Annotated in this window: 21 protein-coding genes; 15 read left to right on the top strand and 6 right to left on the bottom strand. The window is 61.2% G+C overall.

Going from position 1 to position 22,323, the window contains the following annotated elements:
• Positions 1-62: 62 nt before the first annotated feature.
• The 4 genes from H6M51_RS16095 (at position 63) to H6M51_RS16080 (ending at position 4,428) form a co-directional block, all read left to right on the top strand.
• Positions 63-2,348, top strand: a complete 2,286-nt coding sequence (locus H6M51_RS16095; RefSeq protein WP_246780540.1) for a TonB-dependent siderophore receptor — start codon at positions 63-65, stop codon at positions 2,346-2,348.
• A gap of 245 nt (positions 2,349-2,593) precedes the next feature.
• Positions 2,594-3,502: a cation diffusion facilitator family transporter gene (locus tag H6M51_RS16090; RefSeq protein WP_210314840.1), complete on the top strand. Its 909-nt coding sequence runs from the start codon at positions 2,594-2,596 to the stop codon at positions 3,500-3,502.
• A 16-nt stretch (positions 3,503-3,518) separates the two neighbouring features.
• Positions 3,519-3,983 (top strand): preQ(1) synthase, encoded by a 465-nt coding sequence (queF, locus tag H6M51_RS16085; protein ID WP_185810832.1) that lies wholly within the window; start codon positions 3,519-3,521, stop codon positions 3,981-3,983.
• A 94-nt stretch (positions 3,984-4,077) separates the two neighbouring features.
• Positions 4,078-4,428, top strand: a complete 351-nt coding sequence (locus tag H6M51_RS16080; protein ID WP_185810831.1) for a hypothetical protein — start codon at positions 4,078-4,080, stop codon at positions 4,426-4,428.
• Positions 4,429-4,510: 82 nt separating this feature from the next.
• Here the strand turns inward: H6M51_RS16080 and H6M51_RS16075 are convergent, their stop codons facing one another.
• Positions 4,511-5,083 carry a HupE/UreJ family protein gene (locus tag H6M51_RS16075; protein WP_185810830.1) on the bottom strand — a complete coding sequence of 191 codons (573 nt, stop codon included), beginning with the start codon at positions 5,081-5,083 and terminating at the stop codon, positions 4,511-4,513.
• Positions 5,084-5,810: 727 nt separating this feature from the next.
• Here H6M51_RS16075 and H6M51_RS16070 point away from each other — a divergent pair.
• Positions 5,811-7,079: a hypothetical protein gene (locus H6M51_RS16070; protein WP_185810829.1), complete on the top strand. Its 1,269-nt coding sequence runs from the start codon at positions 5,811-5,813 to the stop codon at positions 7,077-7,079.
• 259 nt (positions 7,080-7,338) lie between these two features.
• Positions 7,339-8,244 carry a hypothetical protein gene (locus H6M51_RS16065; protein ID WP_185810828.1) on the top strand — a complete coding sequence of 302 codons (906 nt, stop codon included), beginning with the start codon at positions 7,339-7,341 and terminating at the stop codon, positions 8,242-8,244.
• A gap of 51 nt (positions 8,245-8,295) precedes the next feature.
• On the opposite strand, the gene H6M51_RS16060 is transcribed toward H6M51_RS16065, so the two are convergent.
• Entirely contained in the window at positions 8,296-8,658 is a 363-nt protein-coding gene (locus H6M51_RS16060) for a hypothetical protein (protein WP_185810827.1), read from the bottom strand.
• A gap of 303 nt (positions 8,659-8,961) precedes the next feature.
• Between H6M51_RS16060 and H6M51_RS16055 the strand changes: the two genes are divergently transcribed.
• Positions 8,962-9,300 carry a hypothetical protein gene (locus H6M51_RS16055; RefSeq protein WP_185810826.1) on the top strand — a complete coding sequence of 113 codons (339 nt, stop codon included), beginning with the start codon at positions 8,962-8,964 and terminating at the stop codon, positions 9,298-9,300.
• A 10-nt stretch (positions 9,301-9,310) separates the two neighbouring features.
• Positions 9,311-10,189 (top strand): CsgG/HfaB family protein, encoded by an 879-nt coding sequence (locus tag H6M51_RS16050; protein ID WP_185810825.1) that lies wholly within the window; start codon positions 9,311-9,313, stop codon positions 10,187-10,189.
• Positions 10,190-10,342: 153 nt separating this feature from the next.
• On the opposite strand, the gene H6M51_RS16045 is transcribed toward H6M51_RS16050, so the two are convergent.
• On the bottom strand, positions 10,343-10,846 hold the full coding sequence (locus H6M51_RS16045; RefSeq protein ID WP_185810824.1) for a hypothetical protein: 504 nt from the start codon (positions 10,844-10,846) through the stop codon (positions 10,343-10,345).
• A 197-nt stretch (positions 10,847-11,043) separates the two neighbouring features.
• Between H6M51_RS16045 and H6M51_RS16040 the strand changes: the two genes are divergently transcribed.
• Together H6M51_RS16040 and H6M51_RS16035 are read left to right on the top strand one after the other, a co-directional pair.
• Positions 11,044-11,727 (top strand): glutathione S-transferase family protein, encoded by a 684-nt coding sequence (locus H6M51_RS16040; protein ID WP_185810823.1) that lies wholly within the window; start codon positions 11,044-11,046, stop codon positions 11,725-11,727.
• Between the two features lie 92 nt (positions 11,728-11,819).
• Positions 11,820-13,283 (top strand): YdiU family protein, encoded by a 1,464-nt coding sequence (locus H6M51_RS16035; protein ID WP_246780539.1) that lies wholly within the window; start codon positions 11,820-11,822, stop codon positions 13,281-13,283.
• Positions 13,284-13,302: 19 nt separating this feature from the next.
• On the opposite strand, the gene H6M51_RS16030 is transcribed toward H6M51_RS16035, so the two are convergent.
• Together H6M51_RS16030 and H6M51_RS16025 are read right to left on the bottom strand one after the other, a co-directional pair.
• A complete protein-coding gene (locus H6M51_RS16030) occupies positions 13,303-13,605 on the bottom strand; it encodes a DNA-binding transcriptional regulator (RefSeq protein ID WP_185810821.1) in 303 nt (100 codons plus the stop codon).
• Entirely contained in the window at positions 13,589-13,978 is a 390-nt protein-coding gene (locus H6M51_RS16025; protein WP_185810820.1) for a type II toxin-antitoxin system RelE/ParE family toxin, read from the bottom strand. The genes H6M51_RS16030 and H6M51_RS16025 overlap by 17 nt, the downstream gene beginning before the upstream one ends.
• 278 nt (positions 13,979-14,256) lie before the next feature.
• Here H6M51_RS16025 and H6M51_RS16020 point away from each other — a divergent pair, with 278 nt between their 5' ends.
• Positions 14,257-16,089, top strand: a complete 1,833-nt coding sequence (locus tag H6M51_RS16020; RefSeq protein ID WP_185810819.1) for an ABC transporter ATP-binding protein — start codon at positions 14,257-14,259, stop codon at positions 16,087-16,089.
• 262 nt (positions 16,090-16,351) lie between these two features.
• Here H6M51_RS16020 and H6M51_RS16015 read toward each other — a convergent pair whose 3' ends face one another.
• Positions 16,352-16,882 carry a DUF992 domain-containing protein gene (locus H6M51_RS16015; RefSeq protein ID WP_185810818.1) on the bottom strand — a complete coding sequence of 177 codons (531 nt, stop codon included), beginning with the start codon at positions 16,880-16,882 and terminating at the stop codon, positions 16,352-16,354.
• Positions 16,883-17,131: 249 nt separating this feature from the next.
• Between H6M51_RS16015 and H6M51_RS16010 the strand changes: the two genes are divergently transcribed.
• From H6M51_RS16010 to H6M51_RS15995, 4 genes are all read left to right on the top strand, one after another.
• Positions 17,132-17,563: a pyridoxamine 5'-phosphate oxidase family protein gene (locus H6M51_RS16010; RefSeq protein WP_185810817.1), complete on the top strand. Its 432-nt coding sequence runs from the start codon at positions 17,132-17,134 to the stop codon at positions 17,561-17,563.
• Positions 17,564-17,821: 258 nt separating this feature from the next.
• A complete protein-coding gene (locus H6M51_RS16005; RefSeq protein WP_185810816.1) occupies positions 17,822-20,383 on the top strand; it encodes an FAD-dependent oxidoreductase in 2,562 nt (853 codons plus the stop codon).
• 121 nt (positions 20,384-20,504) lie between these two features.
• Complete coding sequence (locus H6M51_RS16000) at positions 20,505-20,789, top strand: BrnT family toxin (RefSeq protein WP_185810815.1); 285 nt, start codon at positions 20,505-20,507, stop codon at positions 20,787-20,789.
• A complete protein-coding gene (locus tag H6M51_RS15995; protein ID WP_185810814.1) occupies positions 20,765-21,082 on the top strand; it encodes a BrnA antitoxin family protein in 318 nt (105 codons plus the stop codon). The genes H6M51_RS16000 and H6M51_RS15995 overlap by 25 nt, the downstream gene beginning before the upstream one ends.
• Positions 21,083-22,323 lie beyond the last annotated feature (1,241 nt).

Here is a 22,323-nt window from a genome sequence, read left to right as displayed (position 1 = left end):
AGCGGATGGCGATGCGCGAAGGCCGCAGATCGTGTTTTTGTAACAGGGGACTTTGAATGCACATGTCGAGGAGAACTCACTCCCGGAGCCTGAAGACGAGACGGCGCAGCATCATCGCGAGTGTTTCGCTGCTGGCCATGTCTGCCGTTGCCGCGCATGGCCAGAATGCCAATGGTGGAAGCAATTCGTCCGGCAGCGGAGATACGCAGCTTGCGCCGATCGTGGTGACGGGCACTGCGGCCGGGCAGCCTCCGGCAACGGGCACCGTCGGGCAGCCGCCCGAAGTCTATGCCGGTGGCCAGGTCGCCAAGGGCGCCCGCCTCGGAGCGCTGGGCAACAAGTCCGTGCTGAAGACACCGTTCAGCATCACTGCCTTTACCGCCAAATTGATCCGGGACCAGCAGGCGCGTACGGTTGCCGATCTGACGCTCAACGATCCCTCGGTGCGCGCCGATGCACCGGTCTACAGCGAACGCGATTCCTTCTTCATTCGCGGCTTCTCCGTGGTCAATCTGGACGTGCTCTATGACGGCCTTCCTTATCTCGCCAACCCGCGCCGCAGCTCGCTCGAAGGTGTCGAGCGGGTCGAGGTGCTGAAGGGGCCGACCGCCTTCGTCAATGGCGGCATCGGGCGTGTCGGCGGCACGATCAACCTCATCCCGAAGCGTGCCAGCGACGAACCTCTGACGCGTCTGACGACCACCTATATCAGTGACGGCCAGGCCTGGAGCCATGCCGATATCGGCCGCCGCTACGGGCCGGCGGGAGAGTGGGGCATCCGGGCCAATGGCTCCTATCGCTTTGGCGATACCCCGATGGATCACAACGAGATCAAGGTGGGTGTTGGTGCCCTCGGCCTCGACTATCAGGGAGAAGACGTCCGCGCCTCGCTCGACCTCAACTACTCCAACCAGAAGATCGATGCGCCGACATCGCTGTTCAATGCCGCTGCGGCCCGGATCACCATTCCGTCGGCACCGGATGGCAGCATCAATACGGCCAATCCGTTCGAGTATCACGACAGCACCCACAAGATGGCGGCGGCCAGGATCGAATACGACCTCCTCGACAACACCACGCTTTATGCCGCTGCCGGTGCCAGCCGTTATCGCGAGGACTTCCTGACGTCCTCGTACACGATCAATAATGTCAACGGGACGGCCCGCTCGGAACTTTCCATCCAGCCGCAGCAGATCGATGGCTATTCCGGAGAAATCGGCATCCGATCCGAGTTCGATACCGGACCGGTCAATCACAAGGTCAATCTCTCGCTGCAGAAGAGCCTCAACGAGAACCATCGCGGCGGCTTCGCCCCGGGCGCCCTTGGCCTGCCGGGCGCCTATACCACGAACATTTACAGCCCGAGCTATCTGCCCTCCAGCGCGGTCAGTGGGCTCAAGCTTCCAAAGTCCGACAATCTGCCGCTGTTTGCAGATCTCCTGTCCACCAGCATCGCGTTTTCAGACACGCTCGGTTTCTTCGACGAGCGCCTGGAGGTGACACTGGGCGGTCGCTACCAGGAAATGCGCCAGAGAGGATGGAATACGAATCCGAACAACGGCCCGATTGGCGATCAGAACTATTACTACGATGAAGGCCGTTTCAGCCCGGCGGTTGGGGCCAATTTTCGTGCGACGGAAAACCTTTCCGTCTATGCCAACTATGTGGAAGCCTTGACCGAGGGCGCAGTCGCGGCTGGTAACACCATCAATGCTGGCGAGATTTTCAGTCCCTTTGTCAGCAAGCAAAAAGAGCTTGGCTTCAAATACGATGCCGGCAACGTGGTGTTGACCGCCGCGCTTTTCGAGATCCGGCAGGCAAGCGGCTACCGAGAGACTATCCCCAATCCCAATCCCCCTGGCCCGGCCACCGTCTCTATATATAGAGGGAATGGGATGCAGATAAATCGCGGCATCGAACTCTCTGCATTTGGAGAGCCCATTGATGGTCTGCGCCTGTTGGGTGGGGTGACCTTGATGGATGCCGAGCTTGAACGGACGAGCACTTCCTCCAACAATGGCAAAGACGCCCCCGGCGTGCCGAAAACCGCAGTCAGCCTTTATGGTGAGTATGACCTGCCGGCGGTCGAAAACCTGACGCTGACCGGACGGGTGGTCTATAGCGGCAGCACCTATTTCGACGCGGCAAACGCCCAGAAGATCGAAGACTGGACCCGTGTCGACCTCGGCGCGCGCTACAAGTTCGAACGGGAAAACGGCAAGCCGATCGAGATCCGCGCCAATGTCGAAAACGTCTTCAACGAGAACTACTGGGCATCGTCCGCCCGCGGGTTCCTCGCGGCTGGAGCGCCGAGGACGTTCATGGTGTCGGCATCCTTCGACTTCTAAAGCTTGCTCGGCCATTGCATCGGTGGCCGCAGCTTGACGCTGCGGCCGCGGTCCGGAGGGGCAGAAGGACAGGCGAGGGAGAACCGATGCAGTGGCGTCTGTGCACTCCGCATCGCATGCCTTGACCTTTCCTCAACCCTTCGGCATTACCCTGCCATTCACACCGAACCGCCCGCCTTGCCGGGCGGTTTTGTCGTTTTGAGAATTGCGGCTGCAATTCACTCGCATCTGCAGGGAAGAGGGCCATGGTGGCTGACAAGAACAATCTCGTCCGGCGGCTCGCCCTGATCGGCATTCCGCTCGCCTTCGGCGTCATGGGGCTCAAGGCGCTCGCCTGGTGGGTGACGGGCTCGGTTGCGCTGCTCTCCGATGCGCTGGAATCGACTGTCAACGTGATTGCGGCCTTCCTTGCCTATTTCGTCATTCGCTATGCGCAGAAACCCGCCGACGACGATCACCCCTACGGCCACCACAAGGCGGAATATCTTTCGGCCGTTCTAGAAGGCGTGCTGATCGTGGTTGCGGCGCTTCTGATCATCCGCGAGGCGATCCCGGCGCTGCAGAACCCGACTTTGCCCGACGCGCCCTTTCTCGGGCTTGCGATCAACGGCCTTGCCGCGGTCATCAATGCCGCCTGGGCGACGCTCCTGATCCGCGTCGGGCGCAGCCACCGCTCGCCGGCGCTCTCGGCCGATGGTCAGCACATCCTGTCGGATGTCGTGACGTCGGTCGGCGTCATCATCGGCCTCGTCCTGGTGCTGGCCACGGGCTATGCCATCCTCGACCCGGTGCTCGCCATCCTGGTTGCCCTCAACATCATCTGGCAGGGCTGGAAGGTCATCGCGCAGTCCGTCGCCGGGCTGATGGACGTTGCGGTCTCTCCCGAGGAGGACGAGGCGATCCGCAAGGCGATCAAGGAGAATTCGGAGGGTTCGCTCGGCGTGCATTACCTGCGTTCGCGCAGGGCAGGGGCCGCGACCTTTGTCGCCTTCGATCTCGTCGTGCCCTCCAAGATGACCGTGCGCGACGCGCATGTGATCTGCGACCGGCTGGAGATGGCCGTGCACATGGCGGTTCCGGGCACCCGCGTCACCATCCATGTGGAACCCGAGAACGAGATGGCGCATGGCGCCGGCATCGAATTCGGGCGTTGAACGAAAGGATCTCACCATGAGCAAGACCGATACGTCGGGACTGACCCAGCTCGGCCAGAGCGTCGAGGCGCCCACGAGCCCCGAAACCGCCGTTCTCGAGCGTGTGCCCAACGGCAATGCCGGCACCGATTACGTGGTGCGCTTCACCGCGCCCGAATTCACCTCGCTCTGCCCGATGACCGGCCAGCCGGATTTCGCCCACATCGTCATCGACTACATTCCCGGCGACTGGTTGGTAGAATCGAAGTCACTGAAACTTTTCCTCTTCGCCTTCCGCAACCATGGCGCCTTCCACGAGGATTGCTCCGTCTATATCGCCAAGCGGATCGTCGAACTTCTCGAGCCCAGGTGGCTCAGGATCGGTGCCTACTGGTATCCGCGCGGCGGTATCCCGATCGATGTCTTCTGGCAGACCGGTGAAGCGCCGAAGGGCGTATGGCTTCCCGAGCAGGGCGTCGCGACCTATCGCGGCCGGGGCTGACGCTCACCTGGCACGGGCGTGCGAAGAGGGATGACGTGTCGCAACGGCCGGGTTACTCTTCCGATCTTTCGCGTCACGATCCGGAGTTGCCGAGATGCCGAAGTTTCTCGCCGTCTACACGATGAAAGCCGAGGACCTGGCGCGTTTTCGCCACTTGTCCAAAGCCGAGCAGGATGCGATCGACGCTGAGGGGATCCCGAAATGGATTGCCTGGGAGGAGCGCAATGCCGGCGCGATTGTCCATCGCGGCGGCATGGTGGGCAGGACGACACGCGTGACGCCATCCGGCATCGCCCCGGCCACGAACGCGATCTGCGGCTATCTGGTCGTCGAGGCCGAGAGTGCCGAGGCAGCGGCGGGGCTCTTCCTCGACCATCCCCATATGACCGTGTTTCCCGGTGACGGTGTCGATATCATGCCGCTTGTCACCGAGTTGCCGGCCTGACAGCGCCACCGGCAGCGGCGCGCGACTTCCAGACAAAAACGGCGGCCCGAAAGCCGCCGTCTGCATGAGGTTCCCGGCGTGTTCAGCCGAAGGCGATCAGAGCGCCGCCGGCAACGGTGGCAAGGCCGAGCATGCGGGCAACCGCCGGCCCGAAGCGGGTGACGCCCAGGCCCAGCGCAATGCCTGCGCCATGCAGCGCGGCGGTGGCGATCAGGAAGCCGAGGCCGAAGGAAAGGGCACCCGCCGAGCCAAGTTCGCCGCCATGGGCATGGCCGTGGAAGAGGGCGAAGATGCCGACGACGGCAGCCGAGGCTGCGACCGGCAGCCGGACGGCGGCGGCGACCAGAAGGCCGAGCCCGATCACGGACGCGAGGATTGCAGGCTCAACGAAGGGCAGCGAGACGCCAGCGACGGCAAGAGCGAAGCCGACAGCCATCATCGAGACGAAGGCGGCCGGAACCGCAACAAATGCCCGCCCGCCGATCTGGCTTGCCCAGACACCCACGGCGACCATGGCCAGGATGTGGTCGGCGCCGAAAAGCGGGTGGGAGATACCGGCCATCAGCGAGCCGTGTCCGGCCGGATCGAGATGGGCCAGGGCCGGGCTTGCCGCCAGCGTCATCAGGGCAGCGGTGAGTGAAAGGCGTTTCAACATGTCTTCTTCGTCCCTCTCTTTGGTCGACTCAAGGCGGCCGGAATTCGGTCCCGCCGATCGTCCCCTTAAACCATCAGCGAACCTAGCGTAACCCGGTTGCGGATGTCCACGACAAACGCGGAGCAAAATCCACGTCGACTGACGGATGTCCGTGGGAGCGCTGTCAGGGCCCGAAGTAATAACGTGAAAAATACTTGAGCTGCAGCTCGCCTTGTCCGCCGGCGCGGATCCTGCCGCCAAATTCGTCGTCAGCCGCCAGGCCAAATTTGGGGTGTTTTTGCGAACCAACTGTCGCCTTTGCAACCTTCGGTAATCAACCTGCTGATTCGTAACCCGAATTCAGTCTCCTATTTCTGTCATTAATCATCATTAATTTTGTGTTAATAAAGTATTGACGGAAGCAAATGAAATGTGATTTCATCACAAGTGCCGAGTTATCTGCGTGCTCTCAGTATTGTGCTGCTTATATTAAAATAAAATAATATGCCTAGTAGCGTCTTACGGTGGCAACTGGTCGCCCGGTCATTGTTGAAGTTCGAAATAGTCCGTCACCAATCGACTTCCGCCCCTCGGCGGAAGTGTGTTTTGATTTGTCTAATACATACGAGATTCTCCAGAATAGTCTGGCGGATAAGAAGCTCTGTTGTCTTGTACAGCCTAATCTCTGACTGAGGTGGTTGAGTACAGAAAGAAATCGGGGCGATAGGTAAAACAGAGGAGAGAGACCATGAAAAGCGTATTCGCAGCCTCAGTATTGGCGCTGATGACTTCCACGTCGGCATTCGCAACGGATATCGACGCCGATATCAGTCAGTTCGCGGTGGGCATCCAGAAGGCACTGAACAAGATCGAAGATGTCAGCAAGGCAACTGGCGTCACCCAGGAAGCCGTGAACGCTGCCAACCTGGTATCCAAGCTTAATGCCGGTGATCTGACCGCCGTCTACCAGAAGTCGATGGTCAAGCAGATCGCCGTGAACAGCATCGAATCGCCGAAATTCGGGAAGGTCGATGTCGTGGGTGCCACCCAGTCAGCCACGAATGTTGCAAACTCCATCAGCATCGGTGATGCGATCAAGCCGAGCAGCGCGGCTAATCTCGAGAAGATCAAGCAGAATTCCTATGGCGACCAGTTCGCCATGAACAAGATCAAGTCTGCGGATCTCGCCGATACCGTCAATCAGACCGCGGTCAATGCAGCAAACCTGGTGACGATCGCGGTTGATGCCGGTGCTATCGACCGGATCACGCAGAAGTCCTATGGCGAGCAGACGGCAATCAACAAGATCGACTCTGGCTGGAACTGGGGCGGGTGGTCGGGCCTGTACCGCAATGGCGCCGTCATCGATACCGTGAAGCAGAGCGCGACCAACGTCGCCAACTCCATCTCGCTCGGCAAGCTCGGCCCTGGCCCCTTCAACAAGTTGCTCGACTTGGCCAAGCAGAAGGCATATCTTGATCAGTATGCATCCAACGAGATCAAGGTTGCCCTGACGGCCGAAGACGTCGCGCAGGAAGCGGTCAATGCTGCCAACCTGATCACCTCCGGCAAGGACGGAGCAGGCCTTGGTAAGGTTTACCAGACGGCCATCGGCGACCAGACGGCCCTGAACACGATCGAGTTCAAGAAATGGATCGACGGGAATGCCAAGGTCAATAACGTCGTGGTTCCCTCGACCCAGAGTGCAACCAACGTCGCCAACAGCGTATCTGCTCCGGTGATCACGACAACGCTTGCTCAGTTCTCTGACGTGACTCAGAAGGCTCGCAACGTTGCCGACTCCGTCGGCTCCTCGTCGAAGATCTGGGACTTCGAGCAGACAGCCGTCAATGCGACGAACCTGGTGTCGATCGGCACCATCGGCGGCAATCTCGAACTCGATCAGGTTGCTCTCGTCTCGCAGAGCGCTTCCAACCTGATCGATGCCAATGGCACGGTTGACAAGGTTGTCCAGCGTGCGACCAACGTCGCCAACTCGGTCGGTGACCTGAACTAACCGAGCTTGGGGCCAGGCTCTCATCAGCCTGGCCCTTCCTCTTCTGACGCAGAATGTGTGGAGGCCTGGCTCATGAAGAGCCAAGGTGCGTATTTCTATGTCCCGGAGTTATCGAGTTTTCTTTGCCGCAGCGTGCGGGGTCGCTGTTGCGTGGCCCGGACATTCCGTCGCGGAGCCGCTTGAGCTGATCCCGTCGCAGACGGTTCCCCGGTCTGCTCAGGTCGTTCAGTCCTTTGGCGGCCGTCAGGATGCGCGCCAGATGCTCGGCTGGTCCAATGTATCCGTGGCAAGCACCGCGCAGCAGATCGCAAGCAATGCCGGCAATGTGATCGACGTCCGTGGTCGGCCACTCAACAGCGTGCGGCAGGATTTCGAGGGCAAGCAGTTCTCCGTCAACGAGATCGTGCTGAATGCCGTGTCGGCGCTGGACTCGATCGAGCAGGAAGCTTCAAACACGGGCAATGCCGTGATTGGGGGCGATATCGGCAATGTCGAGCAGTATTTTGCGAATGGTTCCGTGCAGCATGCGAAGAACCATCTTGTTCTGCCGGATCTGCCGGGGACCCTGAGGCAGACTGGCACCAACACCATGAACCTCGTCTATTCGCAGCAGTCGGTGGCGCTGAGTTCTCAGAATTTTACCAAGCAGGCCGAACAGATCGTCGACAACCGACTGCACGTAACCGGGGCCGGCGGCGGCGGTGCGATTGTCCAGGAAGGCACCAATCTCGGCAACATCATCGTCGCGCGCAATGTCAATGAGGTGATCCGCGACTTCTCCGGCGATCAGGTCGTCAACAATGTCGTGACGCTGCAGGATGGGAGCCGCTGGGGATCGATCAGCCAGAATGGCACGAACATCGCCAATTACATCGAAGCCGAGAACATCGGCTATCTGCGCCAGACATCCAGCAATGGCCGGCAGATCGTCAACAACCGGGTCGAGCAGGTCACGCTCGACGGTTTGACGCAGACGATCACCTCGCCGAATATCACCCAGAATTCGAACAACTATGTCAATGTGATCGTCTTGAAGAAGACCCTGCCGGACGGTACGCCACAGGTGGTCGAGGTGCTTCAGTCGGCCGAGTATGGCCAGACGGTCCAGGGGGCCAATGCCGGCACGGTGTCCCAGACCGCCAATGCGGTCGTAATCGAGCGCTGATCGAACGGCGCGGGCATGCCGGCCGTTTCGATTAGGTCTGCCGCTTTGGCGTCAGTAATCCGCGCAGGCCGGATCCTGGCACCATTGCGGAAACTCGATCCATGGCGCGTCGGGCCATTTTTCCTGCTTGGTCTGCATATAGGCCGCAGCGGCACGAAGGTAGTTGGTCTGCGCCTTTTCCAGTTTCGTCGAGCAGATATAGGCAGCGTGCTGCTTGATCAGTTTGCCGATGCTGTCCTTCGTCCGCTGATCCACGGTATTCGGCACGGGCTGGTTGAGAGTCGTGAAATAAGCGTCGATGCCGCTCATGACGGTGAGCGGCGAGCCCCGGACATAGGGTTCGCATGTCGCACCGGTCCGCTTCAGCTCCACCATGGCTCGAACCATATCCTCAACCGCGTTGGTCTGGGACACGGCTGGCCCTGCTGTAAGCAGCATCGCAAATGTCGTATATGCTAATTTATGCATCGCAATCGCCTATACAGTCGCTTGTCATTTAAACAGTCTTGCTTCATTCATCTTCTACTGTCTAGTAGCGTGATTCGCGGACATGTTGTTATTCAAATGTGTTGTCTTTGAGCAACGAGCGCGATACGAGTTCTCCGCCCATTTGTTTTTTATGTAAATTTCGGCTGTCTCTAGATGGCTTTAGTGCTATCCCAGCCGACAGTTATTGAGTGAAATGAGATACGTGACCTATAGAATTATGGGGGTTTTATGAAGAATTCTCGAAATGCCGCCGTGGCAATTGCGCTTGGGCTTATATATCCTTCCGCTGCCGTCGCAAACGGGCTCGGTGAGGATCGGCCCTATCAGTTCCGCACTGCCAACGAGCGACAGGTCCTTCTCAACCTTGAACGCACCCGCCTCGAGCTGCAGCGCAAGTTTCCCGCGACGGGCGTCGGATCGTCCGCCGGCCTCGGAACCCAGCAAACGGGCAATTCGACAACCATAACGATCAGTGGATCCGGAAACACGATAACGACCAGCCAGACAAATACCGGTGGTCAGTCGATCAGCCAGACCAGCAGCAACAACTCGATCCTGAACAATTGAGGCTTGGGGCATGACTTCTCGAAAATTTCGCAGCCTCCTGCTTGCTCCCGTTCTGATGCTCGCCGCATGCCAGTCGCAGACGGCCGAAAAGGCACCGAAAGAGCCTTTCCTCGGGCCTGTTCCGATTGCCACGCGCACGCCGGTCGACGCGGCGCTCGAATGCCTGAGCAAGACTCCCGAGGTTAAACGTTATCCGCGCATGTTCGCCGTGCATGTGATCACCGACCAGACGGGCCGCTATTCGTCCGAAGAATCCGGCAACTATTTGCCGCGCGACAGCGCGGGCATGATGGTGTCACTGCTGCAGAAGGCCGGCGTGAAGCAGGTCAACCGGTCGAACACCGCCGTTTCCGAGTGGGAAATCGCCCGTGCCCGGGAACAGATCCTGGGTGATGGTGGCAATGTTGTTGTCGGTGACGAAAGCCTGCCGTTCCGGCCTCTCGTCAAGGGCGCGCTGCGCGGCTCCGATTATGTCATCGATGGCGTGATCACGCAGCTCGACTTCAACACCTATTCCGGCGGCATCGAAGCAACCGTGGGTGGCGGTGGCGGTGGAGCCCGACGTTTCGCCGTGACGGCGGCCGTCGATATCCGCGTCACCGACACGAAGACGACGCGCATCGTCAAGGCCAAGTCCTATTCGAAACAGGCCGTCGGACGCGAAGTCTTCGCTTCCGTCTTCCGCTTCTTCTCCGACGAATTGTTCGACATCAAGATCGGCTCGAAGTCGCAAGAGGGGCTGCAGGCCGCCGTTCGCTGGACACTGGCCGATGCCACCTATGATCTTGTCAAGGAATTGACCGGTCACAAGGGCGCGTGCGACGTCTATCTGCCCAAGGCTTCGCAGGACGATCGGGCCGAAACGACAGAGGTCGCTTCGACCAATTGAGGGCCATGGGCCCGGATCAAGAGGTGGCGCCTTCTCGGCGCCTCCTTGCATGGCTTTGCGGTTCGGAAGGGGGCAGCCTGAAGCGAGCCATCTCGCTGTTCCGGCCGGCTCAACGGATGTCCGCGCCATGATTCCTTGGTCGCTTTCCCTTCTTCACCCTTGGACGTCGAGCACCTCCGCGCAGCGCGACAGGCTGAAGCCGTCGCCGTCGGTATCATTGCTGGCGCGGATCGCGGTGATCATGCCGGTTCCATCGGTGTTGATCTTCAACTCGCAGTAGAGTTGTTGGTAGCGTGGCGGGGTGATCATTTCCGGCTCCCAGAACGGATCCCGGGTGACGACCCGCGTCTCGGTCACCACCGTGTTGCCGGCGCCGTCGGTCCGGGTATCCGTGCGGACGGTGACGCTTGCCGGCTCGGGATTGGAATAGGTCGGCGGAATGTAGCGGGTCTTGTCGCCGCCGCGCCAGGTATAGATCTTGCCCGATGACAAGGGATATTCGCCGATCGGCGGGCCGTAGGCGGCAAAGAAGCGTTCCACAGGCTGGCCGATCCAGCGCGATTGCAGGGCGCGGTTGGCGTCTTCCGTTGTCGTGCAGGCGGCAAGCAGCGGAAGCGGCAGGAGGCAAGCGGCGATCAGGTGTCGCACGGGGCGCATGATGGTTCTCGCAAGACGCGTGGGTGTTCAGCTTTCCTGTAGTAATGCGTCCAGCGCATGCCCGGCAAGATGATGCGGAGCTTGTCTCGTCGGGATCCCGGGCCAATCCTGGTCTTGTCCGCGGATCGGGCTGGACCGCCACTCCAATCCGTGGCTCCCTATGGTCGGAGGCATCGGGGGAGCTGCGGAACACCATGATGAAACTGCATTACAGCCGCAATCCCAACCCGCGGCTCGCCGTGGCGGTGGCGCGCCATCTCGTTGCACCGGTCGAGTTCGTCTTCGCCTCTCCCTTCGCGCCGGGCCAGGCCGAGCGCTACCGGCCACTCAATCCCAGCCTCTCCATACCCATTCTGGAAGAGCAGGGGCGGCGCAGTCTCTGGGAGGCGGATGCCATCGCCTGCCGGCTGTCCCGGTCATCAGGCACTCTCTTCTGGCGAACGGATGATGACGAGCCGGACATGATCCGCTGGCTGAGTTGGGGCAAGGCAAACTTCGTCCAGAGCTGCGATGAGGTGCATTTCGAATATGGTACAAAACAGCGCTACGGGCTGGGACCGGTCGATGAGGCGGCTGTGGCCAGGGGGCTGAAGGGCTTCCGCCGCCACGCAGACGTTCTCGATGCCGAGTTCGCGCAGCGCGACTTCCTCCTCGAAAGCGGTCTCTCCTATGCGGATTTCCGTATGGCTTGCTTTTTGCCCTACAACGATGTGGCCGGATTGCCGCTTGACGATTTTCCGGCGCTCAGCGCCTGGTATCGGCGGCTCGAAGCCCTGCCTGCCTGGTCCGATCCGTTTGCCGGACTTGATGCGCCCGAACTGCCCTGTGCCCCCTCGGCCCTTGAGCGGCAGGCCATGCAACCGCCGGAACCCTTGGGGTGATGCTTGGTTCGGCTTGTCTCGCCGGGCGGAAGATCCCATATCTCGAGACAGCAAGTTCAAGATCCGGCACCCGTCGGACAAGGAGTGCCTTCTTGTTTTCCTTCGATAACACCTACGCCCGCCTGCCGCAGAGCTTTCACCGGCCGGCGCGTCCCGCCACCGCCCGAGCACCGATGCTGATCCGCTTCAACTTGGCGCTGGCCGAGGCGCTTGGTCTTGATGTCGAGGGGGTAACCGAGGAACGGATTGCCCAGCTGTTGTCCGGCCAGGTCATCCCGGTGGGTGCCGAGCCACTGGCGCAGGCCTATGCAGGCCATCAGTTCGGGCATTTCAATCCGCAGCTCGGTGACGGACGCGCGCTGCTGCTCGGCGAGGTCATCGACCGCCAAGGCAAGCGTCGTGACATCCAGCTCAAGGGCTCAGGTCCGACGGCCTTCTCGCGTAACGGCGATGGCATGGCAGCCCTTGGCCCGGTGCTGCGCGAATACATCGTCTCGGAAGCCTTCGCCGCGCTCGGCGTGCCGGCCACCCGGGCGCTTGCTGCTGTTGCGACCGGCGAGCAGGTGATCCGCGAAACGGTGCTTCCCGGAGCGGTCTTCACCCGTGTCGCGGCCAGCCATATCCGCGTCGGCACCTTCCAGTTTTTTGCTGCTCAGGGAGACGAGGAGGCGGTCCAGAGGCTCGCCGACCACGTCATAGACCGGCACTATCCTGAGGCGCGCCAGGCGGAAAATCCGTATCTCGCGATGCTTGCGCTGGTCGCCGAGCGGCAGGCAAGACTGATCGCCCGCTGGCTGTCGGTCGGTTTCATCCATGGCGTGATGAACACCGACAACATGGCGATCTCGGGTGAAACCATCGATTTCGGCCCCTGCGCCTTCCTCGACGAATACGACCCGCGCAAGGTCTTCTCCTCGATCGACCAGCGTGGGCGTTATGCCTATGCCAATCAACCCGGCATCGGCCAGTGGAACATCGCCCGTCTTGCCGAATGCCTGCTGCCGCTGCTGGCCGAAGACGAAGACAAGGCCCTCGAAGCGGCCAACGGGGTGCTCAAGGATTTCGGCGACGTCTTCCAGGCCGAATGGCTTGATCTCTTCAAGGCGAAGCTCGGCCTGACCGGGGAGGGGGATGACGATCGGGTCCTGGTCAGTGATTTGCTGGAGATCATGCACCAGGGAGAGGCGGATTTCACGCTGACATTCAGAACGCTGTCGAAGGTTGCCGGCGGTGCGGCCGTCGAGACCCTGCTTGAGCCTTTCACCGTCCCGCCGCCCGGCCTCTCCGACTGGCTGACGCGCTGGCGGGCCCGGATCGAAGATGGCCGCACGCCCGCCGAGCGTCAGGCCGCGATGGAAGCCGTCAATCCGGCGCTCATCCCGCGCAATCACCGCATCGAGGAAGCGATTGCCGCTGCCGTCTACAACGACTTCTCCTTCTTCCATCGCCTCGTCGATGCGCTTGCGACACCCTATGCCGAAGACCCCGACACCGCCGACCTGCGGCTTCCTCCGAAGCCCGAGGAGCGGGTGACGCGGACGTTCTGCGGAACGTGAGGGCGAGGGGTGCTGCTGATCAGCGCAGGATATCCAGCCCCTTGCGCTCGACAATGTCGAGGATCTTGGTCGCCGTACCGCTTGGCTTTTTTGTTCCTTGCTCCCAGGCGGCAACGGTGACTTTGCGAACGTTCAGATATCGCGCGAAGACGGCCTGGCTGACCTTGTTGGCGTTGCGGATGCTCCGGATGTCTTCCGGCGAGTAATCTCGCAGTTCAGGCAGGCACAGGGCATCAAATTCTCGCATGGTAATGTCGTCAACGAATCCTGCTTCGTGCAGGCGGGTGGCCGAGCTATGGACGTTTTCAAGTATCTTGCTCATCGAGACCGACCTCCAATAGCAGCTTCTTTGCGATCATCCGGCCGAAAACCTCAGCATCAGCCTGCATGTAGATTTCGCAAAGTTTCCTAAGAGCTTGCGTTTCACGCTTTGTGATTGCTTCGATCTCGTTCTTGGCGAAGCCATGAATGAAGATCAGCCTATCGCCTTGGCGGTAACCGAGTATGACACGATAACCACCTCTCTTGCCGCGGCCGGCTGCTGCGATCCGCTTCTTGACGAGGAAGCCGCCCAGCCTCGCGTCGATCAGCCCTGCCTCAATCTCCTCAGCCGCCCGCTTCAGCGCGGTCTCGGTCACGCTGTATTCGCGAGCCCATGCGTCGAACTCAAGCGTCTTCACCACAACAATCGGCATAATCTATATTACTCCGTGATATAGATTTCAAGCCGCGGCCAACTGCCCCAGCGCATGGCCCGCCTTGGCACACATTGGCTGCCGAGTTCGATTTGTGCTGCCTTTGGTTGTGTTCGTCAATCTTTCGATATCATTTCAGTCGCCACTGATTTCCTCTGCGACTTGCCCAGAATTCGACGAATTGAAGGTTGCAGGTGGGCGTATTCTTACTCCCGAGTCTTATGGCGCTCAGTTCCGAGGATCGCTGCCGTTCCGCTCTCCACTTTACTGGAATTTTCATGCTGCGCTATTTCGAGACCATCATCGTTCCCACCGCCCGCGAGACACCGGGTGATCCGCCGGATGGCCTGCTCAGCTTCTACTGGTTCTTCGTGCGACAGGCGAAGGGGTTGTTCATCGCCCTTCTCCTCGCAAGCCTTCTGGTCGCCATCGCCGATGCGGCGATCCCGGTGCTGATGGGCCGGCTGGTCGAGGTGCTGACCTCGACGCCGAAGGAGCAGATCTTCGATGAGGCGTCCGGCCTGATCTTCGGGCTGATGCTGCTGGTGCTCGTCATCCGCCCGCTTGTTGCCCTGCTGCAGGCGCTGGTGCTCAATCAGTCGATTGCGCCGGGAGTGACCAATATGGTGCGCTGGCAGAGCCACTGGCATGTCATCCGCCAGAACATCTCCTTCTTCCAAAACGATTTCGCCGGCCGGATCGGGTCGCGCATTCTGGAAATCGGCCATACGCTTCGAAGCTCCGTCGTCTCGATCATCTCGGTCGTCTGGTATCTGGCGGCGCTTGGCATCATCACCTCGGCCTTTCTGGCGGCTGCCAGCTGGTGGCTGGTGCTGCCGGTGGCGCTCTGGACGCTTGCCTATATCGGTTTTCTCATCCTGATCGTGCCGCGGATCCGGCGCGGCTCGAAGGCGATTGCCTATGCGCGCTCGGAAATGGTCGGCCGCATCGTCGACAGTTATACGAACATCATGACGGTCAAGCTGTTCGCCCGGCCGGAAGAGGAGGATGCCTTTGTCCGCGAGAGCGTCGACAAACATACCGACCGGATGATCATCCAGCATCGCTGGCTGTCCTTGTTTTCGATCGGGCTCACCCTGCTCTCCGGCCTGTTGATCGCCGGCACGACCTGGGTTGCCGTCCAGCTCTGGGTGAGCGGTGCCGTGGGCATCGATGTCGTCGCCATGGTCCTGCCGATGACGCTGCAGATCTCCGGTACATCGGCGCGTGTCGCCCAGGAAATCACCCAGATCTCCGATCAGGTCGGCACGGTGCATGAGGCGATGGACACGATCGCCAAGCCGATCGGTTTGATCGACAAGCCGGCGGCGCGCCCGCTCGTCGTGAGCCAGGGTGCGATCCGCTTCGACAATGTCTCGTTCCATTATGGCCGCAAGGGCGGGATCATCGAGAACCTCACGCTCGACATCAAACCCGGCGAACGCATCGGGCTGGTCGGCCGCTCCGGTGCCGGCAAGTCGACGCTGATGAACCTGCTCCTGCGCTTCTACGATCTCGAATCCGGCCGCATCACCATCGATGGGCAGGACATTGCGATGGCCACGCAGGAAAGCATCCGGCGGCATATCTCCGTGGTTACCCAGGATACTTCGCTGCTGCACCGTTCGATCCATGACAACATCGCCTATGGCCGCCGCTCGGCCTCGAGGGCCAAGGTGATCGAGGCGGCGCGGCAGGCGCATGCGCTCGAGTTCATCGAACAGCTCACCGACTGGAACGGCCGTTCCGGCTTCGACGCCCATGTCGGCGAGCGCGGCGTAAAACTCTCCGGCGGCCAGCGCCAGCGCATCGCGATCGCTCGCGTCATCCTCAAGAACGCGCCGATCCTGATCCTCGATGAGGCGACCTCGGCGCTCGACAGTGAAGTCGAGCAGGCCATCCAGACCAGTCTCGAAGGCCTGATGCAGGACCGTACGGTGATTGCCATCGCCCACCGGCTCTCGACGATCGCCGCCATGGACAGGCTGGTCATTCTCGACAAGGGCCGCATCGTGGAGCAGGGGACGCATGCCGAGCTGCTCGACCTCGGCGGCCATTATGCCGGCCTCTGGGCGCGCCAGTCGGGCGGGTTCCTGGAGGCGGAGGGGTGAGTGCCCAAGGTACCCCCCTCTGTCACTGCGTGACATCTCCCCCCACAAGGGGGGAGAGCGGAGCGTCGCGTATGCCGCCTCCCTGTCATGAGTACCAATGGGGAGCGAAGGGCCAGCGGACTAGCCAGTCTCCCCCCTTGTGGGGGAGATGTCCGGCAGGACAGAGGGGGGTATCAACTTGGCTGAGTGATCAGGTGTTGGGTACTATCAAAAAAAGGCGCCCCTTGCGAGGCGCCTTTCGTCCGTCCGCTGACGCTACCGATCAGATCGACGGCTGCAGCGTCATCGAGGTGCCGGTGGCGGCGATGTTGAGGCCGATCTGGCCGGAGACGCTGACCGGCTGCAGGTGGATCGAGCCGGAGGTGCCGCCGAACAGCACGTTGGCGCCAACACCCGCACCGACTGTCGCTTCTGCGGTTGCGCCGCCATAGAGGCCGCCGAGCGAGCCCTTGTGGTAGCCGGCGGTGGGCGCGAAGACCGCCCAGATCACGCGGCTCTGCGTGGTGAAGCCGAGGTCTACGCCGAACTTCTTGATCGAACCGCTATAGGTATCGAGCGGCTCGCCGTCGATGACGGAGGCGAAGGTGCAGTCAGCCGTCTTGGCCGAGCCCAGGACGTAGCCGATGCCGCCACCGATCTGGCAGTCGAGGTAACCGATGCGCACGCCGCCGACACGGTCGCTTTCGATCACGGCGGGGGCAGGGGCGGCAGCCGTCATGTCGGCGGCTGCGGTGATGCCGGCCGAGGTGAGGACGGGCAGGGCGGCGAGGCTCAGGATGAGCATTTTCTTCATGGCAATTCTCCTTCCATGTTCGGCTGCCTGGTGCGGAACGGCCGTTTTCGGCTTCTCGAGGCAGCGTGGAACAACGCCTATCGGCAAAGATTGATCCAACTGAGGCTGAAGATAGGCGGCAAGGTGGCGTTCCACGTCGGATTGGCGATTTCCCCGTGATCGCAGGGCGCCGTCCGCATCGGTCGTTCCGGCCGGAACATTCGCAGCCGCCAGCCCTTCTCCCGCGAGACATCAACCAGAGAGGCTGCCATGACGCTTACCCTTCCCGAACTCTCCAAGAAGATGCAGAAGATCGACTTCTGCATGATGCTTACCAAATCCGAATTCGGCGCCATCGTCAGCCGGCCGATGAGCAACAACGGCGATGTCGACTATGACGGCGACAGCTTCTTCTTCTCCTACATGGACACCCGAAAGGTGCGCGACCTGACGGCCGATCCCGCCGTCTCGCTGACCTTCACCGCAGCGCCCAGCCTGCTCGGCAAGCCCGGCATCTTCGTCGCCGTCGAGGGGCGCGCGAGCCTGGTTGCCGACAAAAGTGCCTTTGAGGCGCACTGGACCAAGGATCTCGACCGCTGGTTCCCCGAGGGCATCGAGACGCCCGGGATCGTGCTGATCAAGGTGCATGCCGAAAGGCTCGAATACTGGGACGGCGAAGACAACGGTGTCATCGGCACCTGATCCTGCCGATCGCCACATGAGATGACGCAAATGCGGTACGATCCGCATACGTCGGAGGGCGTCGGCTCATGCCGGCGCCCTTTTTCATTCTCTCTGCGACAGGGCGGACCGCCCAATCGGCGCGATCGGGCGGATGAGGGCGTGGACAGTGGTCGTGGGTCTCTTGCAGAATGTCGCAGACAGGCTGCAAATGCCGCGACCGGGCTTTTAAGATCGAAGCCACATCATCCACTCCCAGACATCAGGGTTCACAAGGCTATGGCAGAGTTTCCGACCAAGGCGAAAGTCGTCATCATCGGTCTAGGCGGCATCGTCGGCGCATCGATCGCGCATCATCTCATCGAGCGCGGCTGGGACGACATCGTCGGCATCGACAAGTCGGGCATACCCACAGATATCGGCTCCACGGCGCATGCGTCTGACTTCTGCTACACCACGTCCCACGACTATCTCTCGGTCTGGACCACCCAGTATTCGATCGATTTCTACGAGAAGATGGGCCACTACGCCCGCATCGGCGGTCTGGAAGTCGCCCGCACCGGCGACGACACCTGGATGGAAGAGATCAAGCGCAAGCTGTCGTCCGCCCGCGCCTTCGGCACCCGCGCCCATTACGTCTCGCCCGCCGAAATCAAGAAGCTCTTCCCGCTGATCGAGGAAGATCAGGTCATGGGCGGCATGTTCGATCCCGATGCCGGCCTTGTTATCCCGCGCTCCCAGACCGTTGCCGGCAAGCTCGTCGATGCGGCGGAAAAGTCCGGCAAGCTCAAGATGTTCGGCAATACGCCGGCCAAGTCCCTCATCGTCGAGGGTGGCCGCATCAAGGGCGTCGTCACCCATCGCGGCACGATCATGGCCGATCACGTCATCGTCTGCGCCGGCCTCTGGGGCCGCCTGATTGCCGAAATGGTCGGCGAAGACCTGCCCGTCATGCCGGTCGACCATCCGCTGACCTTCTTCGGTCCGTATAACGAGTTCGAAGGCACGGGTAAGGAAATCGGCTATCCGCTGCTGCGCGACCAGGGCAATTCCGCCTATATGCGCGACACCGGTGACCCGAAGACCACCGAGGGCGGCCAGATCGAATGGGGTTATTACGAGCAGCACAATCCGCGCATGTGCCATCCGCGCGAGCTCCTCGAAAAGCACGAGGCGCGCCTTTCGCCCTCGCAGCGCGACCTCGACATGGAGCAGATCCTCGAGCCGCTCGAGCGCGCCATGGAACTCACCCCGATCCTCGGCGAACTCGGCTATAACGAGAGCCATAGCTTCAACGGCCTCCTTCAGGTCTCCGCTGCCGGCGGCCCGTCATGCGGCGAAAGCCAGAAGGTGCGCGGCCTCTGGTATTGCGTCGCCATCTGGGTCAAGGACGGCCCCGGCTACGGCAAGCTGATCGCCGACTGGATGACCGATGGCCGCACGGAAATCGATCATTCCTCGATCGATTACGCCCGTTTCTATCCACATCAGCTGGAAGAGAAGTTCATCGAGGGCCGCTGCTACGAAGCCGCCCAGAAGATCTATTTCCCCGCCGTGCACACCCGCGAGCCCTATGCCTCGGGCCGCAATGTCAAGCGCTCGCCGATGTATGAGCGCGAAGTCGAGCTCGGTGGCTATTTCATGGAACTCGGCGGCTGGGAGCGTGCGCATGGCTATGCCGCCAACGAGCACCTTCTGGAAAAGTATGGCGATCGCGTTCCGGTTCGTGAAAACGAATGGGATAACAGGCACTTCTGGCGCGTTTCGAATGCCGAACATCTGGCGATGAGCGAGGATTGTGGCATCGTCAACCTCAGCCACTTCCACATGGTCGACATCGAAGGTCCTGACCATGTCGAACTGCTCGAATGGCTCTGCGCCGCCAAGATTGGCGGTGACGCGAATATCGGCAAGGGCATCTACACCCACTTCCTCGACGACGAGGGCATGGTGCGCGCCGACTTCACCGTCTTCCGCATGGCCGACCGCTGCCGCCTGGTCAACGGTGCCGACGCCGGCCCGCGCGACCTCTATTACATGAAGCGCGTGGCGGAAGATCGCGGCCTCGATGTCACCATCACCGACACCTCGGAAAAATACATCACCATCGGCATCTGGGGCCCGAATGCCCGCGCCACGCTGAAAAAGGCCGTTGCCGATCCCGGCGGTCTCGATCCTGACAATTTCCCCTTCGCCGCGATCAAGCCGATCGAGATTGCCGGCAAGCACGTCACCGCCTTCCGCATCTCCTATGTCGGCGAGCAGGGCTGGGAACTGCACATGAAATACGAAGACGGCCTCGCCGTCTGGGATGCGCTGCGCGCCACCGGCGTCATGGCCTTCGGCGTCGAGACCTATGCAAACTCGCGCCGCATGGAAAAGAGCCTGCGCCTGCAGAACGCCGATCTCCTGACCCAGTACAACCTGATCGAAGCCGATCTGGCCCGTCCGAAGGTCAAGGAAGCCGATTTCCGCGGCAAGGCCAAGCATCTCGAATACAAGGCCCGAGACAAGCAGCCGGCCATGCTCTGCACGCTCGTCATGACCGACAATGTCGACTCGAAGGGCGTCGCCCGCTACCCCGTCGGCTCCATGCCGGTCGTCGATCCCGCCACCGGCGAAGTCCTGATCGACAGCCTCGGCCGTCGCTCCTACACCACCTCGGTCGCCTTCGGCCCGACCATCGGCAAGAACATCGCGCTGGCCTATCTGCCGGCGGAGTATTGCGAGGTGGGGCGGAAGCTGACCGTGGAATACTTCGCCGAGAGCTTCCCGGTCGAGGTCGCGGCGGTGGGTTACAAGCCGCTCTATGATCCGGAGAATTTGAAGCCGCGCAGCTGAGGGCAGGGCGGTTCGCTCAGGGAGTTATGAACCCGTCGGTCGAGAGGCCGGCGGGTTTTTGCGCTCAAGCGTATCGACGCGCCCGTCTTGATATCGCGATTAAATGTAGCTACATTTAATTATGAAGATCATCTGGGATGAGCCCAAACGGCGTGCCAACCTGGAAAAGCACGGCTTCGACTTCGCCGACGTCAGCGAACTCGATTGGGAGAATGCCGTTGTCGAAGACGGCAGGCCAGATGCGGATGGCCGGCGACGGCTGAAGGCGATCGGATATTTCCGTGACGGGACGGCAGCCGTGATCTTCGCCCTTCTCGGATCGGAAGCCATATCGATCATCAGCTTTCGCCCGGCAAGCGACAAGGAAAGAAGGAGGCTTCCATGGCCACCAAAAAGACGATCCTGAACACGTTTGAGACCGGACGCGGTTATGACCGTGAAGACTGGGACGCTGTCGAGTTTCCGGAACTCAGCGACGAGGAACTGGCGCGTATGCGCCCCGCACAGGAGGTCTTGCCGCCTGCGTTCTTCAAGGCAATGGAGGACCACCGCCGTTCGCGCGGGCGTCCAGCGGTGGCGCATCCGAAAAAGCAGATTACGCTCAGGCTCGATGAAGACGTCATCACCAAATTCCGCGAGACCGGCAAAGGCTGGCAGGGGCGGCTGAATGCGGCGCTGCGCAAGGCGGTTGGGATTTGAGGAACTCTAGGAGCGGCACGCTTCACCTCCACCCAAGCAGGGGAGGACGGAAAATCGAAGGATTAGGCGCGCGCAAGCGGCCTAAACTTCGGATTTTCTTGGAGAGGGGCACGGTTCCGTGGGCACTCACCTTACCGAGCCCCCTCTCGCGAAATCTGAGGTTTGGCCCTGATCGGGCCAATTCGTCTTCCAGCCTTCGCGCGGCGTCGCGCTCAGGCCTCCGTTCGCTGAAATCGATTCACGGGATCGATTTCTGGCCTTCGGCCACCGCTCCGAAGTCTCCCCCGCAAGGGGGGAGCTGGGCGTCGCGCTCGCAACTTTCGCCCCTCATCCTGAGGTGCCCGACTGCGTCGGGCCTCGAAGGACGAGGCCACAACGGCATCCGGTCTGGATCCTTCGAGGCCCTCGCTTTGCGAGGACACCTCAGGATGAGGGGGGATCCGTAAAGCCACGAATTCTGCGCCATCTTCCAAAAAAAGGGGGATGAATTCCAAAAATCTCCCAACAAAATCAACAAAACAAAGTTTTTTCATCCCCGCCCATTTTTCCTCTTTTAGACTCAGAGCTGTCCCGCCCTCGGATACACCTGACGATGCGATGTCAGGCGAGGCGGGGCCGGCGCCGGGGTGGAGGGTTGTCGCAGACCTGAAGTCCCGGCCCGCTGCAACGGTCTCCCTCCGGACGAAGGGCTTGACGAGGGTGATGGGGTCGGATGCGCCCAGAACCTGGATACCCTGATCGGAAGGACGTGCCTCAGAGGCACACAGACAAGGGGCCCATGCCGTCGCGAAGATCCAGACGGCAGGGCGGATAAAACGGTGGGGATGCGAGTCGGGTCGCAAAGGACCAGACGATCATCCCCCGGGCGAGGGTCCCGGTCGGAATGGTGCACCATCCGGCGGGAACCTCCCGGGCCACCGGCCAGGCTCTGGCAGACACTTCTTCGGGGGGACACTGTCAAAGCCGGACCCTACGCCCGGTCAATCTTTGGGACGAAGGTCCCGAAGACCGTCGCCGCCTTGCCAAAGAGACGCATGCAGCGGGAATAGACGCCGAACGAGGCGCCGGAAGGAGCCACATAAACACTTAGACAGGTTGCTTCTGGCGCCTCGTCCGAGACAAGCGTGAACCTATCCGGAGGGAGTTGATCCCGACCGGTGGCGAAGCAGGGGTAAATGTCTTCCCCTCACCCTGAGGTGCCCGACACAGTCGGGCCTCGAAGGGCGAGGCCACAGGTACAA

Origin of the sequence: Rhizobium sp. AQ_MP (assembly GCF_014237835.1) — a bacterium.
Taxonomy (GTDB): Bacteria; Pseudomonadota; Alphaproteobacteria; order Rhizobiales; family Rhizobiaceae; genus Allorhizobium.
The sequence above is the reverse complement of the archived record's forward strand: the minus strand, read 5'-3'. Positions and strand labels throughout refer to the sequence as shown.

Bases quoted from the DNA above. Each gene is read 5' to 3' on its own strand.
- H6M51_RS16015 (WP_185810818.1), bottom strand. From the start codon at position 16,882: ATGAAGAAAATGCTCATCCTGAGCCTCGCCGCCCTGCCCGTCCTCACC.
- H6M51_RS16090 (WP_210314840.1), top strand. From the start codon at position 2,594: ATGGTGGCTGACAAGAACAATCTCGTCCGGCGGCTCGCCCTGATCGGC.
- H6M51_RS15995 (WP_185810814.1), top strand. From the start codon at position 20,765: ATGGCCACCAAAAAGACGATCCTGAACACGTTTGAGACCGGACGCGGT.
- H6M51_RS16010 (WP_185810817.1), top strand. From the start codon at position 17,132: ATGACGCTTACCCTTCCCGAACTCTCCAAGAAGATGCAGAAGATCGAC.
- H6M51_RS16070 (WP_185810829.1), top strand. From the start codon at position 5,811: ATGAAAAGCGTATTCGCAGCCTCAGTATTGGCGCTGATGACTTCCACG.
- H6M51_RS16030 (WP_185810821.1), bottom strand. From the start codon at position 13,605: ATGAGCAAGATACTTGAAAACGTCCATAGCTCGGCCACCCGCCTGCAC.
- H6M51_RS16000 (WP_185810815.1), top strand. From the start codon at position 20,505: ATGAAGATCATCTGGGATGAGCCCAAACGGCGTGCCAACCTGGAAAAG.
- H6M51_RS16005 (WP_185810816.1), top strand. From the start codon at position 17,822: ATGGCAGAGTTTCCGACCAAGGCGAAAGTCGTCATCATCGGTCTAGGC.
- H6M51_RS16075 (WP_185810830.1), bottom strand. From the start codon at position 5,083: ATGTTGAAACGCCTTTCACTCACCGCTGCCCTGATGACGCTGGCGGCA.
- H6M51_RS16040 (WP_185810823.1), top strand. From the start codon at position 11,044: ATGAAACTGCATTACAGCCGCAATCCCAACCCGCGGCTCGCCGTGGCG.
- H6M51_RS16065 (WP_185810828.1), top strand. From the start codon at position 7,339: ATGCTCGGCTGGTCCAATGTATCCGTGGCAAGCACCGCGCAGCAGATC.
- H6M51_RS16080 (WP_185810831.1), top strand. From the start codon at position 4,078: ATGCCGAAGTTTCTCGCCGTCTACACGATGAAAGCCGAGGACCTGGCG.
- H6M51_RS16050 (WP_185810825.1), top strand. From the start codon at position 9,311: ATGACTTCTCGAAAATTTCGCAGCCTCCTGCTTGCTCCCGTTCTGATG.
- H6M51_RS16025 (WP_185810820.1), bottom strand. From the start codon at position 13,978: ATGCCGATTGTTGTGGTGAAGACGCTTGAGTTCGACGCATGGGCTCGC.
- H6M51_RS16020 (WP_185810819.1), top strand. From the start codon at position 14,257: ATGCTGCGCTATTTCGAGACCATCATCGTTCCCACCGCCCGCGAGACA.
- H6M51_RS16055 (WP_185810826.1), top strand. From the start codon at position 8,962: ATGAAGAATTCTCGAAATGCCGCCGTGGCAATTGCGCTTGGGCTTATA.
- H6M51_RS16095 (WP_246780540.1), top strand. From the start codon at position 63: ATGTCGAGGAGAACTCACTCCCGGAGCCTGAAGACGAGACGGCGCAGC.
- H6M51_RS16045 (WP_185810824.1), bottom strand. From the start codon at position 10,846: ATGCGCCCCGTGCGACACCTGATCGCCGCTTGCCTCCTGCCGCTTCCG.
- queF (WP_185810832.1), top strand. From the start codon at position 3,519: ATGAGCAAGACCGATACGTCGGGACTGACCCAGCTCGGCCAGAGCGTC.